This is a genomic window from Kitasatospora sp. NPDC015121, assembly GCF_055562955.1.
Genome location: NZ_JBVHEH010000042.1, coordinates 32,272 through 46,224 on the forward strand (window position 1 = coordinate 32,272; position 13,953 = coordinate 46,224).

Consider the following 13,953-nt stretch of genomic DNA (forward strand, 5'->3'; position numbering starts at 1 on the left):
GTGACGGTCACTCTGCGCCCCCGTGCAGCTGGGTGGCGAGGTCGCGCAGCACCTGGGGGGTGCGCGGGCCGTAGGAGAGCAGCCGGCCGTCGTCGATGGAGACGATCCGGCGGTCGAGTCCGGCGGGGGTCTGGGCGACGCCGGGCAGACGGAGCATGCCGTCGACGCCGCCGACCGAGTCCAGGCCCTTGCGCATCACCAGGATCGCGTCGGGGGCGGCCTTGACCAGGGCCTCGCTGGTGAGCGGGGTGAAGTCGCCGGTGAGGTGGGCGGCGGTGCCGGCGTCCTCGCCGCCGGCGGCCTCGATCAGCGAGGGGGCGCCGGAGTCGGGGCCGCCGAGCAGGAAGACCGAGGCGCTGCCGCGCAGGTAGAGGAAGGCGACCTTGGGACGGGTGGCCCCGGCGGGGAGCTGGGCGCGGACTTCGTCGATCTGCCGCCCGGTGCGCTCCTTGAGCCGGGCGCCCGCGTCGGGGACCCCGAGGGCGGCGGCGACGGCGTCGATCCGGGTGTCGATGTCGCCGAGCTCCTTGGGGTCGTCGAGGACGATCAGCGGGACGCCGGCGGCGCGGATCTGTTCGACGGCCTCGGCCGGTCCGGTGCTGCGGTCGGCGAGCACGACGGTGGGGCGCAGCGAGAGCACGCCTTCGGCGGAGACCTCGTGGGCCTGGGTGATGACGGGGAGCTTCGCGGCCTGTTCGAAGGTGGTGGAGACGTCGCGGGCGACGGCGTGGTCGCCGAGGCCGAGGCTGAAGACCAGTTCGGCGAGGCTGCCGTTGAGCGGGATGATCCGCTCGGCGCTGGTGACGGTGACCTGCCGGCCGTCGGCGGAGGGGACGGTGACGGGCAGTCGGGGGACGGGGGTGCCGGGGAGCGCCTCGATCCGGTCCGGGTCGGCGGGGGCGGCGGCGCCGGGCGCGGCGGGGGCGGCCTGGCCGGTGGCGCAGGCGCTCGCGCCGAGCAGGAGTCCGAGGACGGCGAGCAGGACGGCGGGGGCGGTTCTGGTCCGGTCGCGGAGGGTGCGGGTCAACCTCGGGCCTTTCTCGGTGCGTTGACGTCCCGTCGAGGCCGACCCGGGGGGTCGAGGGCGGAACACTTGACTCATATATTAGGTTAGCCTTACCTGACTTCGGCAAGGGGGTCGTCCCCCTCGTACCCCCTGCCACCTGCCCGCTTCCCCTCCGCCGAGGAGTGATCCGCCATGCCCGTCTCCGGACGGCTCCCCGTACCGCCCCGCCGCCCGGCCGACCGGCTCCGCACCCTCCTCGTGCTGCCGCTCGCCCTGCTGCTCGCCCTCGCCTGGCTCCCCGGCCGGGCCGCCGCGGCCGACCCGACGGTCTCCGGCGGCCGGCTCGACTGGGGGATCAAGCAGTCCTTCCTCACCTACGTCACCGGGCCGGTGGCGAACGGCAAGTGGGCCCTGACCGGCGGCGCGGCCACCGTCGGCGGCTCGGTCTTCCGCTTCCACTCCGCGAGCGGCAGCTACGACCCGGCCACCGGCGCGCTCTCCGCCGCCTTCCAGGGCGGCGTCCGCTTCACCGGCCACCCGGAGAACGGCGGCAACGCGCTCGACCTCGCGGTCTCCCGCCTCACCGTCAAGGCCACGGCGGACGGCGGCGCCGCCCTGTACGCGGACGTCAGCTCCAAGTCCCGGCAGACCGGCCGGACCTCCAGCACGAGCCAGGCCCGGATCGCCGACCTCTCGCTGGCCGGCGTCTCGCTCAAGAACGCCTCCGGCACCCTGACCCTCGGCAACGTCCCCGCGACCCTCACCAGCGCCGGCGCGAACGCCTTCGGCGGTTTCTACACCGCGGGCACCGCGCTCGACCCGCTCACCTTCTCGGTCACCCTGAAGGCCCCGGCCGCCACCCCGACCGCCACGCCCACGCCGACCCCGTCCCCTTCGGCGCCGGCGGCCGACCCCGCCCCGAGCGCCACCACCGCCACCCCCACCGCCACCGCTCTCGACCGGGGCGCGTTCGACTGGGGCGTGCGCCGCACCTTCCGCGACTACGTCACCGGCGCGATCGCCAAGGGCGGCTGGCAGCTCGCCGACGGCGCGGCCGACGGCGGGGCCTTCTTCCGCTGGACGCCCGCCCGGGGCAGCTGGGACCAGGCCACCGGCACCCTCGACGCGAGCTTCACCGGCACCGTCCGCTTCACCGGCCTGCGCGAGGGCGACACCGCCGGACTCGACCTGACCCTCGCCAACCCCCGCCTCACCGCCGCCGGTTCCGCCGGCCGCCTCACCGTCGACGTCTCCGGCCGCACCCCCGACGGCGCCACCCGCGCCGCCGCGCCCGTCGAACTCGCCACCTTCGACGCCGGCCGCCTGACCACGGCGAACGGCCTCCTCACCGCCACCGACCTGCCCCTGACCCTCACCCCCGCCGGCGCGAGCGCCTTCGGCCACCTCTACCCCGCCGGCACCGAGATGGACCCGCTGACGGTCAACCTCCCGCTCACCCCCACCGCCGCCGTCCCCCCGCTCCCCGACCTCGGCCCCACCGCGTCCCCGACCCCGACGCCCACCCCGCTCACCACCACCCCGACCGCGGCCGCCGCCACCTCGTCCGCCCCGACCGCCCTGGTCGCCGCCCTCGCCGCCCTCCTCCTCGCCGCCGCGGCGGTCACCACCACCGTCGTCCTCCGCCGCCGCAAGCGCTCCTGACCACCCGAGTCCCCGGGCCCTCCCCAGGGGCCCGGCGAACACGCCCGCGCGTCACCTCCCCCGTCCCACCCCACCGATCCCCGGAGCCGCACCCATGTCCCACTCCCCCGCCCGCCACCGCAACCGCACCCGGCTGGCCGCTCTCGCCGCCGCGACCGCGGGCCTCGGCCTGACCGCCTTCGGCCTGCCCTCCCTCGCCTTCGGTGCCGGAGCACCCGGCACCGTCAGCTACGACACCGGCTCGCTGGACTGGGGCGTCAAGGCGAGCTTCCGCACCTACGTGACCGGCCCGGCCGGTGGCGGAAGCGTCACGCCGAGCGGCGGGGCGACCGTCAACGCGGACGGCACCTACCACTTCGGCCTGGCCGGCGCCGCGAGCTACGACCTGACGAACCACCGGCTGAACGCCGCCTTCGACGGCGGGATCCGCTTCCTCGCCCACGACGGCGCGCTGGACGTCGCGCTGAGCGACCTGCGGATCACCACCTCGGGCACCACCGGCACCCTCACCGCCGACACCGCCTCGAAGGAGAGCATCGGCGCCGCCCAGCCGACGCTCCGCCAGGACGTCCCGCTGGCCACCTTCACCGTCGCCCGCGACACCACCGCCGGCGGGGCCACCCCCGCCACCCTGACCGCCGACGGCGCGAAGGCGTTCGCGGGCTTCTACCCGGCCGGCACCGCCCTGGACCCGCTGTCGATCGTCCTCAAGCAGTCCCCCGCCCCCTCCCCGTCACCCTCCACCTCCGCTTCCGCTTCCGCTTCTGCCTCCGCATCTGCCTCTGCCTCTGCCTCTGCCTCTGCCTCTGCCTCTGCCTCTGCCTCTGCCGAACCCTCGCCCAGTTCCTCCCCCGAGCCGAGCGGCTCCCCCTCGCCGTCCTCCTCCCCGTCCCCCTCCGCCTCCGCGTCCTCGTCCGCGTCCCCGTCCGCCCCGGCCGGGCACGAGCTGCCGATCGTCGACGGCCGCCTGGAGTGGGGCGTGCAGCCGGAGTTCATCGCGTACGTGACGGGGCCGATCGCGGGCGGCAGGGTGGAGTTCGGCGACGGGGCGGCCGACTACCGGTTCGGTTCGGGCAGCGGTTCGTACCGGACGGACACCCACGCGCTGACGGCGGGCTTCGCCGGGTCGGTGCGCTTCCTCGGGCACCAGGGCGCCGACGGCACCCACCAGTTGGACACCACGCTCTCGAACCTGCGCCTGCGGGTGGACGCCTCCGGCGCGTACCTGGTGGCCGACGTGCACGCGGCCTCGCGCGGCGGGGCGCCGGTGCAGCTGACCGGCGCCCGGATAGCGAAGCTGGACGTCTCCCGGGCCGACTTCACCCCGGTGGACGGTGTGGTGACGCTGCGCCAGGTGCCGGCCACGCTGACGGCCGAGGGCGAGCCGGTGTTCGGCCAGTACAAGGAGGGCAAGGCACTGGCCCCAGTGACGGCGGTCCTCTCCTTCGACAAGGACGCCGTCCTGCCGTCCAGCACCCCCTCCGCCAGCGCCCCCTCCACCGGCGCCGCCACCGGCCCGGGCACCGGCACGACCGGTGGGGCCACCCTCACCACCTCCGGCGCCACCGGTGGTGAACTGGCCTTCACCGGCGGCGGCACCGACACCGTGCCGCTGCTGGCCACCGCCGCCGGACTGCTGCTGGTCGGCGGAGCGACCACCGTCCTGGTGCGCCGCCGCTCCTCCGGCAGCGCCGGGTAAGGCGCCCGGAACCGCGTCGGGCCCGTGCGGACGGGGATCCGTACGGGCCCACCGGCGTGCCCGGCGTCGGCAACGGCTAGCGCGCGCCGGCCAGTTCGGCGAGTTCGCGCAGGCGGGTGAAGTAGTCGGCGGCCTCGGGGTCGTCGGCGAGTTCGGGCAGCAGCCGGTCGACGGAGGCCATGCCGGTGCGCAGGGCGGTCCTGCGGCGCTGGTCCAGCGGGCCGGTCAACGCGGCGGACACGCAGCCGGCGAGGTGGCTCTCCAGCAGTACCAGGTCCTCGCCGGCGGCCGAGCGCCGGTAGCAGCTCCGCGGGAAGGGCAGGTGGAGGAAGTCCTGCCAGAGGATGGCCAGCCGGTCGTCGTGCGTGTCACTCATGCGGACGATGATGCACGAGCGCACCGGCACCCCGACACCCGCCCCACCCCCTCCCCCACGGGCGCGGACGACGGCGAGGCCCGGTGCGGAAGCGGTTCCGTACCGGGCCTCGCGGCGGTCGTGCCGTCCGGGCGTCAGGCGCTGAGCGGGTACCGGCCGCCGAGCTCGTCGAACACCGCGCCGTTGAGGACGAAGGCGCGCTTGCACTCCTCGGCGACCCGGCGGCGCTCGACCTCGTCCATCAGCTCGCCCGCGGCGTCCAGCTTGGCGCGGTAGTCGCGCTTGAACGCGGCGGGGTTGTCGATCTCCTCGAAGACGTAGAACCGGACGCCGTCACCCTTGCGCTCGAAGCCCCAGGTGCGCTCGGCGACGCCGCGGATGATCTGACCGCCCGACAGGTCGCCGAGGTAGCGGGTGTAGTGGTGGGCGAGGTAGCCGGCCGGCCAGGTCAGGGCGAGCTCCTCGATCCGGGCGGCGATCGCCTCGGTGGCGGGCAGCGGGGCGATCGTGCGGCGCCAGTCGGGGCCGGCCAGGTGGTCGAGGTCGCGTTCGATCGCGGCGGTGCGCAGCAGGGCGCGGTCGGCCAGCGGGCCGGCCACCGGGTCGGCGGCGAGCGCGTCGAGGTGGGCCTCCAGGGCGCGGTAGACGTACCAGAGCTGGCCGGTGAGGTCGGTGTAGGCCTGGACGCCGAGCCGTCCGCCGAGCAGGTCGCTCATGAAGGAGGAGTGCTCCGCCGCTTCGTGCTCCTCGGCGCTGGCGGTGCGGAGCAGGGCGGAGAAGGTGGCGGGCCGCAGGTCGGGGCTGGACATCGGGGAAGGCCTCCAAAGATCGAATCCACCTGATTATTTAGGTAAGGCTCACCTAAGTCAACCCCTTGCCGACATCCTGTCGGGAAGTTCCCACACCTCATTAAACCCCTCGGCACACCGGCTCCGACGTGCTTGGATGCTCCTCATGGACCGATCGACGAACCCGGCGGCGGCGGGCCCCGTGGCGGGCCGCTCCTTCGACTCCCTGGTCGACGAGGCCGCGGCCGCGCCCGTCGACGGCTGGGACTTCTCCTGGCTGGACGGCCGGGCCACCGAGCAGCGCCCGTCCTGGGGCTACCAGCGGCTGCTGGGCCAGCGGCTCGCGGCCGCGACCGCCGCGCTGGACGTGCAGACCGGCGGCGGCGAGGTGCTCGCGGGCGCGGGGGCCGCGAACTTCCCGCCGACGCTGGTGGCGACCGAGGGCTGGGCGCCGAACGCCGCCCGGGCGACCCGGCTGCTGCACCCGCTGGGCGCGGTCCTGGTGGCCTCGCCGGCGGACGCGCCGCTGCCGTTCGCGGACGGCGCGTTCGACCTGGTGACCAGCCGCCACCCGGCGACGGTGTGCTTCCCGGAGCTGGCCCGGGTGCTGGCCCCGGGCGGGACGTACTTCGCGCAGCACGTGGGCGGGCGCACCAACGTCGAGCTGAGCGCGTTCTTCCTCGGGCCGTTCCCCGTCCCCACCGACCGCGAGCACGAGGTGGAGGCGGCCCGGGCCCGGGCGGCCGGCCTCGACGTGGTGGACTGCCGCAACGAGCGGCTGCGGCTGGAGTTCACCGACGTCGGCGCGGTGGTCTGGTTCCTGCGCAAGGTGCTCTGGACGGTGCCGGACTTCTCGGTCGACCGCCACCGCGAGCGGCTGCGCGACCTGCACGAGCTGATCGGGCGCGAGGGCGCGTTCGTCTCCACCATGTCCCGCACCCTCCTTGAGGCCCGCAAGCCCGCCGCCTGACGACCCTTCGCCCGTCCGGCGCAATCCGCCACCCGCGACGGTGACCCGGCGGGACGGGCCCCGCCGGACCGGCTATGCATCCCGCCTGACGACGGGACGGGAGGCGGCTGCGGTGGCGGAGCGGGCGGAGCAGGGGACGGACGAGCGCACCGAGCTGGACCGCAAGGGCGGGCCGGGCCACACGGTGCTGCTGGCACTGCTCGCGGCGGTGCCGCTGGTGAAGGTCGCCTGGACGGTCGGCGGCGGCTCGCACACCCGCGAGGTGGTCACCACCATGGGCGTGCCGAACCTCGGCGAGGTGCTGGTCGGCATGGTGACGACCCGTCCGCTGCTGGGCTGCCTGGTCGCGGTGGTCACCTCCCGGGTGGTGTTCGCGCTGTTCGCGGCGCGCGGCGCCGTCCCGCACGGGCGCTCGGTGGGGACGGTGGCCCGGACGGTGGCGCTGGCGCTGCTGAACCCGGTGGCGATGGGCGTGCTGTGCTGGGTGTTCTACGGGCCGTGGTGGGGGCTGGCGGTGACGCTGACCGCGGCGGTGCTGCGCCAGGGGCTGGTGCAGGAGTACCGGGCGGGCCGTCGCCCGCACCCGCACCGGCGTGCGGACGCCGTCACCCTCGCGCCGTGGCAGCTGCGGCTGGTGGCGGCCGAGCAGTGGGCCGCGCTGCTGCTGACCGTCGTGCTGCTGCCGCTGGTGGCCTTCGCGGCCGCGCTGGACGGGCGGGCCTGGGACACCGTGCTGCGCTGCGAGGTGACGGCGGGCGCGCACACCGAGCAGTCCCGGCTGATCGAGCTGGACCGCAAGGGCAACGGCGTGGTCGGCTGGGACCTGGACAGCCAGGAGGTCGTCAACGGGCTGGGCTGCGTCAAGGAGGAGTCGCTGCGGGTCCGCCCGGCCTGGTGGAACTCCTGAGCCGTCACGCTCGACCCGTCACGGCCGGGCCGCTACGGCCGGACCGCTACGGCTCCAGGACGCGGCGCACCGGGCGGCCCGTCTCGTCGGTGGTCAGCCAGCCGCCGTCGCCGAGCGGGCGCAGGTCGTGGCAGTCCCGGGCGCCGGAGGCGAACGCGCCGAGGACCCGGCCGGTGCGCGCGTCGACCCGGTGGCTGCGGAACCACTCCTGTCCGGTCTCCTCGTCCTCGCCGTACAGCACCACCGCGAGGGTGTCCCGGTCCAGGTAGCCGCCGCTCCACTCGACCACCGCCTCCCCCTCCCGGGCATCGGGGCCGAAGTCGTCGACGGTGAGGGTGAACACCGCCTCGCCGCCGGGCCAGGCGTGCACGGTGGCGTCCGCCTGGCCGTGGTCGACGGTCAGGAAGTGCCGGCCGTCCGGGGCGAAGCCGATCACGCAGCGGTCGTCCCAGGGGTACTCGAACAGTTCCAGGGCGCCGTCGGTCAGCGTGCCGCGGAAGACCGCCGTGCCGTCCTGGCCCTCGCCGACGCCCAGCAGCACCGCCGTGCCGCCGGGGTGGACGAAGTGCTCGCCGCCGTGGCCCTCCGTGCGCAGCACGGCCTGGGCGAGGCGGGTGCCGGTGGCGGCGTCCAGCACCGCCCAGTGGTCGTGCGGGCCGCGGCCGGCCAGCGCGTCGGGCCGGTACCACCAGAGCAGTCGGCCGTCCCGGGAGAGCGCGCAGTCGGAGTGGTGGCCGGGGTCCCCGGTCCGCTGCGGCTCGGCGGTCGCGCGCCACCGCTCGGTGCCGTCCGCGCCGACGCAGACCGCGCCGTCCGGGGTGGTGTAGTAGGCCCGCGCCAGGTCGGGTGCCACCGCGTGGCCGCGGACCTCGTCGCCCGCCCTGGGCCGGAACACCGCGACGGGCTCCAGCGGACCGGTGGCGGCGGCCGGGCGGTAGGCGTGGATGGCCCCGCCGAGCAGACGGGTGAGGGGCGGGCGGGCGGGCTCGGCGTTCATGTCCCGGACCCTAACCGGCCGCTCCGACAGTCCGGGTCCGCGGCTTCTCGACGGCGGTCACCAGCGCCGCCCCTGCGACCGGCCCCACCCCGGTGGGGCCGGTCGCAGGAGTTCGGGGCGGGGTCAGCCGATGGCGACGTCGTCGACGAGGAAGACGGTCGCCAGGTAGGCGTCCTCGGCGCCGGCGAACTCCAGCTTCACGCTCCGCCCCTTGTAGGCGGACAGGTCCACGGTCTTCTGGACGTACCCGGCGGAGGCGTTGGCGTTGGAGTAGGTGGCCAGCGTGCTGCCGTTGACGTTGACCTTGAGGGTGTCGTAGGCGGTGAGGCCGGACTCCTGGGTGCTGACCTTCAGCCAGAAGGTCAGCTTGGGGCTGCCGCTGGAGGGGACCGCGATGTTCGACTGGGAGAGGGACTCGACGGCGGAGGTGCCGTAGCCCATCATCCAGGCGTACCAGGAGCCGCCGTGCGCGGCCTGGAGGGTGGAGTCGGTGATGTCGCTGTCGCTCTGGGTCCAGCCGGCGGTGCCCTGCTCGAAGGTGCCGTTGGTCAGCGCGTTGCCCGGGTTCGGGGTGGAGGTCGGGGTGGCGGTCGGCGAGGCGGTCGGGGTTGCGGTGGGAGTGGGGGTCGGGGTGGGGGTGCCGGTGCCGGGGTCGGGCAGGGCGGTGCCGACGCTGACGGCGGCCCAGGCCTTGGAGATCAGGTACCGCTCCTGGGAGTTGGCGCCGTACAGGTCGGAGGCGGCGTTCAGGGTGGCGGTGCGGGCGGAGGCGTAGGTGGTGGTGGAGGTCATGTAGGTGGTCAGGGCGCGGTACCAGACGGCGGCGGCCTTGTCCCGGCCGATGCCGGCGAAGGTGTCGTTGTTGCAGGTGGCGCCGTTGTGCGCGCGTCCGCCGATGGTCTTGGCGCCGGTGCCCTCGGCCGCCAGGTAGAAGAAGTGGTTGCCGATGCCGGAGGAGTAGTGGACGTCCACCGAGCCGGCGCTGGAGCTGTAGCAGGACAGCGAGTTGCCGTCGAGCGAGGGGTTGTCCATCCGGCGCATGTAGCCGCCGGACATGCTGAGCTTCTCGCCGATGAAGTAGTCGCCGGGATCGCCGGCGTTGCCGGCCGAGAACTCGACCATGGTGCCGAAGATGTCGGAGGTGGCCTCGTTGAGGCCGCCGGACTCGCCGGAGTAGGTGAGGTTGGCGGTGGCGGCGGTGACGCCGTGGCTCATCTCGTGGCCGGCCACGTCGAGCGCGGTGACGGGGGTGTTGCTGTTCTGCGAGGAGCCGTCGCCGAAGAACATGCAGAAGCAGTCGTCGTCGTAGAAGGCGTTCAGCAGGCCGGTGTCGACGTGCACGTAGGCGGGGGCGCCGCGGCCGTCGTTGCGGATGCCGGAGCGGTTGAAGGCGTTCTTGTAGTAGTCCCAGGTCTTCGCCAGGCCGTAGGAGGCGTCCACGGCGGCGCTCTCCCGGCTGGAGGCGGTGCCGGTGCCCCAGGTGTTGGTGGTCTTGGAGAACGCCCGGGCGTTCTGCCTCGGGTTGGACTGCGGGCTGTTGTAGGCGTCGTAGACGATGGTGCCGCCGTGGGAGGCGTCGGTGAGGGTGTAGCCGCTGCCGGTCTGGGTGGTCTCGATGGAGACCTGGCCGACGGTGACGCCGTTGCCGGTGCCGGTGGCGCCCTGGTGCAGCTCGTACTGGTCCAGCGGCGCGCCGCTGGCCGCGTCCACGATCACCGCCTCCCGGGAGGCGGGGCCGGCCTCGCCCTCGCCGGTGACGGTCGAACGGTACGCCAGGACCGGGACCTTGCCGACCGCGTACACCACCAGGGTGCTGCCGTCCGCGGCGGCGGACTTGGCGTTCTTGACGTGCTTGGCGTGCCTGGCGGCGGCGGCCGAGGCGTCGGCCGCGCTGAGCTTCGGCGTGGTGCCCGCGACCTTGATCGCTCCCTGGTGGGCCTGGTCGGAGCCGGTGGCCCGGCCGTCCTTGCCGTAGTGCACGACCAGGTCGCCGCCGATCACCGGCAGGCCGCGGTAGGTGCGGTCGTAGCGCACGTGCCGGGCGCCGTCGGTGTCGAGGAGCACGTCCTTGGCGACCAGGCGCTCGTCCGCGCCGAAGCCGAGCGACTTCGCGACGGCGGCGGCCTCCCGGTCGGCGGTGCGCAGCGCCTCGGTGCGGGCGTCGGCGCCCATCGCCCGGAACCCGGCGCCGGGCCGGGCGCTGGAGCCGGTGGCGGCGGCGGTGGACTGGGTGGCCACCACGGTCACGGTGCCCAGGGCGAGGGCAGCCGCGACGGCGGCCGCGAGGGTGTTCTTGCGGGACATCACATTCCTCCCGCCGAGCCGGGGTTGAGGGGGAAGACGGCAGCCGGACGTCGTCTGGGGGGTGGGGGCGTCCGGGGCCGGTGGCAGCTCGGCTGTGGCGATGAGGCTAGGGAAGGCCGGGGGGTGGTCGAAATCGGGGAAACCCCTTGACCTGGCGCGCAGCCGCCCCGAGGGCGCACCATGGGCCGGTGCCAGACTCCGCGGCGCGGGTGCGCCCGCTTCATGACCCGCCTCAGAACCCTCGCCGGGACCCGCTGCAGGAAACGGCCGGCACGGTGCTGCCGGTGCTGCCGGGCGACGTGCCCGGCATTCGCCGGGTGGTGCTGTACGGGCCGCCGGGCATCGGCAAGACCGCCGCCGCCGGGGCGCTGGGGCGGCAGCTGGGCCGACCCGTGCTGCGGCTGGCCCCGGGGCCGGGGGACGCCCCGGTCCCGTACACCGGGCTGCTCGAACTCGCGCTCGCCCTGCGGCCGTCGCCGGCCGCACGGGAGCTCGCGGCGGCCCTGGACGAGGCCGCCGGCCCGCCGGACTCCCCCGGGGGTGCCGGGTCGGCGCTGCGGCTGCGCCGGCTGACCGCCGCCGTGCTGCGGGACGCGTCGCCGGTGACGCTGGTGGTGGACAACGCCCAGTGGCTGGACCCGGCCAGCGCGGCGGTCCTGGGCTGGGCCCTGCGGCTGGCCCCCGACCTGCCCGTGATCGCGGCCGAGCGGGTCTGGCGGCCGGGGGACGGCGGCCACTGGTGCGGCGAGGACGCGCACCCGGTACGCGTCCCGCCGCTGACGCCCGGTCAGGTCGCGGCGCTGCTCGCCCCGTACCGGACGGACCCCGACCGGGCCGCCCGGATCCACGCCCGCAGCGGCGGGAACCCGGCGCTGGCGCTGGCCCTGGCCGGGGCGCCGGAGCAGGACGACGAGGACGGTCCGGCGCTGCCCCCGGCGGCCCGCCGGCTGGTGGAGGAGTGGCTGGGCGGCGTGCCGGCGGAGGTCCGCGAGCTGCTGACGTTCGCCGCGCTCGACGACCGGCCCGACCGCGCGCTGCTGGGCCGCCTGGCCGGCCCGGCCGCCGACCACCTGCTGGCCCGGGCCGAGGCGGCCGGGCTGCTCGACCCCGGGCGGTCCGACGGGCGGGTCCGGTTCACCGCCACCGCGATCGGCGCGGAACTCGCCGCCCGGCTCCCGGACGCCGAACGCCGGCTCCGGCACGCGCGCCTGGCCGAGGCCGGCCACGACGACCTGCGCCGCGACCGGCACGCCGTGCTGGCCGCCGACACCGCCGACCCCCGCGCCGCCCGGCACAGCGCCCGGGCCGCCGCCCGGGCGGCGGCGGCCGCCCGGCTGTGCGGTGAGCACGCGCTCGCCGCCGAACTCTCCCTGCTCGCCGCCGAACGCACCCCGCGCGAGGAGGCCGCGCTGCTGACCGAACGGGCGCTGGCCGCGGCGCGCGACGCCGCCCACTACGGCGACCTGCGCCGGGGCCGGGCCGCCGCCCGGCTCGTCCTGCGGCAGGACACCGGCCCCGAGCGGCGGGTCGAGGCGCTGGTCGCCCTGATCGACGCGAGCGGCCGGCACCTGCACGGTGCGGACCTGCTGTTCGCCGACGCGCTCCACGCGGCGGCCGGACGGGCGGAGTTGACCGCGCGGGTCCTCGTCCGGCAGGCCATCTGGGCCAACGTCAACGCGGGCGACCCGCACCGGGCGTGCGCGCTGGCCGAGCGGGCCGCCGCCCTGGCCGGGGCGGCGGGCGACACCGAGACCACCGCGATGGCGCTCACCCTGCAGGCCCGGTTCCAGCGCATCCTCGGCCACGCCGGCGCCGGGAGCACGCTCGGCCGGGCGCTGTCCCTGCCCCGGGCCGCCGCCGTCCCCGCGAACGCCACGCCCCAGCACCTCGCCGCCCGGCACGCCCTCTTCGACGACCGTCCGGACGAGGCGCGCGGCGCCCTGCTGCCGCTGCTCGTCGAGGCCGAGCGGGCCGGGGACGCCGAGGCCACCGTGGACGTGCTGCGCGGCCTCGCCGAGGCCGAGCTGCGCGCCGGGCGCTGCGGCCGGGCCCTGGAGCACGCCCGGCGGGCCCAGGCCCTGACCGACCGGACCGCACTGTCCCCCGCCCCGGCCTGCTACACCTCCGCCCTGGTCGAGGGCGCGGCCGGGAGCACCGGGGCCGCCCTGGCCCACGCCCGCCGGGGCGTCGACGCCGCCCGGCGGGAGGACAACCGGGTCTTCCTCTCCCGCAACCTGTTCGCCCTCGGGCACCTGCTGCTGGCGGCCGGCCGCCCGAAGGAGGCCCTGGGGCCGCTGGAGGAGGTCCGGGCCCTGGAGGCGCTGCAGCAGGTCCGCGACCCGTCGGTGCTGCGCTGGCACCCCGACCTGGCCGAGGCGCTGGTCGCCGTGGGCCGCCTGGAGGAGGCCGACGACCTGCTGTCCGACACCCGCCGCACCGCGACCGACCTCGGCCGGGCCGCCGTCCTGCCCGCGCTGGAACGCGCCCGGGCGCTCCTGGACGCCGCCCGCGGCGACCACGACCGGGCCGCGCGCCGCCTCGCCGACGCCGCCGACCTGCTGGTCGGCCTCCCGCTGGAGCGCGGCCGGACCCTGCTGGCGCTCAGCCACACCGAACGGCGCGGCCGCCGCCGGGCGAGCGCCCGCGCGGCGGCCCGCGCCGCCGCCGACCTGTTCGCCGCCCACCGGGCGCACGCCTGGGCCGAAGCCGCCGCGCACACCCTGCGCCGCCTGGAGCAGCAGCAGCCGGACGACGGCGTCCGCCCCCGCCTGACCTCCGCCGAGGAGCGCTGCGCCCGGCTGGCCGCGGACGGGGCGAGCAACCGCGACATCGCCTCGGCCCTCACCGTCAGCGTCAAGACGGTCGAGGCCACCCTGACCCGGGTCTACCGGAAGCTGGGCGTGCGCTCGCGCGCCCAGCTGGCCCGCGTCCTCGTCCCGGCGGTCCGGTGAGCGGGGGTCGGTTCCGTGGGCGGGGGGTCAGTTCTTCTGGTGGGCTTCGAGGGCCGCGGTGACGGTTTCCAGCAGCTCGGTCCAGGAGGCCTCGAACTTGCTTACGCCCTCGTCCTCCAGGACCTGGACGACGTCGTCGTAGTCGACGCCCGCGGCGGCGACGGCGTCCAGGACGGCCTTCGCGTCGGCGTAGTTCGAGGTGATGGTGTCACCGGTGACGGCGCCGTGGTCGTCGGTGGCGTCCAGGGTGGCCTCGGGCATGGTGTTGACGGTGCCCGGGGCGACCAGCTCGG

At 76.0% G+C, this 13,953-nt stretch carries 11 protein-coding genes; 5 read left to right on the top strand and 6 right to left on the bottom strand.

Annotated features, from left to right (window positions below):
- Positions 1-7 precede the first annotated feature (7 nt).
- Positions 8-1,027, bottom strand: coding sequence for a heme/hemin ABC transporter substrate-binding protein (locus tag ACZ3J7_RS37055; RefSeq protein ID WP_465627665.1), 1,020 nt, complete (start codon positions 1,025-1,027; stop codon positions 8-10).
- 171 nt (positions 1,028-1,198) lie between these two features.
- Here ACZ3J7_RS37055 and ACZ3J7_RS37060 point away from each other — a divergent pair, with 171 nt between their 5' ends.
- Positions 1,199-2,668: an HtaA domain-containing protein gene (locus ACZ3J7_RS37060; RefSeq protein WP_465627666.1), complete on the top strand. Its 1,470-nt coding sequence runs from the start codon at positions 1,199-1,201 to the stop codon at positions 2,666-2,668.
- A 94-nt stretch (positions 2,669-2,762) separates the two neighbouring features.
- A complete protein-coding gene (locus ACZ3J7_RS37065; protein ID WP_465627667.1) occupies positions 2,763-4,367 on the top strand; it encodes an HtaA domain-containing protein in 1,605 nt (534 codons plus the stop codon).
- Positions 4,368-4,443: 76 nt separating this feature from the next.
- Here the strand turns inward: ACZ3J7_RS37065 and ACZ3J7_RS37070 are convergent, their stop codons facing one another.
- The gene (locus tag ACZ3J7_RS37070; protein WP_465627668.1) at positions 4,444-4,743 is read right to left on the bottom strand and encodes a hypothetical protein; all 300 of its coding nucleotides are present in this window, start codon (positions 4,741-4,743) and stop codon (positions 4,444-4,446) included.
- Positions 4,744-4,877: 134 nt separating this feature from the next.
- Positions 4,878-5,552, bottom strand: coding sequence for a biliverdin-producing heme oxygenase (locus ACZ3J7_RS37075; protein WP_465627669.1), 675 nt, complete (start codon positions 5,550-5,552; stop codon positions 4,878-4,880).
- 136 nt (positions 5,553-5,688) lie between these two features.
- On the opposite strand from ACZ3J7_RS37075, the gene ACZ3J7_RS37080 reads away from it, so the two are divergent.
- A complete protein-coding gene (locus tag ACZ3J7_RS37080; protein WP_465627670.1) occupies positions 5,689-6,501 on the top strand; it encodes a methyltransferase domain-containing protein in 813 nt (270 codons plus the stop codon).
- A gap of 112 nt (positions 6,502-6,613) precedes the next feature.
- A complete protein-coding gene (locus ACZ3J7_RS37085; protein WP_465627671.1) occupies positions 6,614-7,408 on the top strand; it encodes a hypothetical protein in 795 nt (264 codons plus the stop codon).
- Between the two features lie 46 nt (positions 7,409-7,454).
- On the opposite strand, the gene ACZ3J7_RS37090 is transcribed toward ACZ3J7_RS37085, so the two are convergent.
- Together ACZ3J7_RS37090 and ACZ3J7_RS37095 are read right to left on the bottom strand one after the other, a co-directional pair.
- Positions 7,455-8,405, bottom strand: coding sequence for a lactonase family protein (locus ACZ3J7_RS37090; protein ID WP_465627672.1), 951 nt, complete (start codon positions 8,403-8,405; stop codon positions 7,455-7,457).
- A gap of 123 nt (positions 8,406-8,528) precedes the next feature.
- On the bottom strand, positions 8,529-10,709 hold the full coding sequence (locus ACZ3J7_RS37095; protein WP_465627673.1) for a M4 family metallopeptidase: 2,181 nt from the start codon (positions 10,707-10,709) through the stop codon (positions 8,529-8,531).
- A 275-nt stretch (positions 10,710-10,984) separates the two neighbouring features.
- Between ACZ3J7_RS37095 and ACZ3J7_RS37100 the strand changes: the two genes are divergently transcribed.
- Positions 10,985-13,660 (top strand): helix-turn-helix transcriptional regulator, encoded by a 2,676-nt coding sequence (locus tag ACZ3J7_RS37100; protein ID WP_465627674.1) that lies wholly within the window; start codon positions 10,985-10,987, stop codon positions 13,658-13,660.
- Positions 13,661-13,687: 27 nt separating this feature from the next.
- Here the strand turns inward: ACZ3J7_RS37100 and ACZ3J7_RS37105 are convergent.
- A partial coding sequence (locus ACZ3J7_RS37105; protein ID WP_465627675.1) for a transaldolase family protein occupies positions 13,688-13,953 on the bottom strand: 266 nt, incomplete at its 5' end.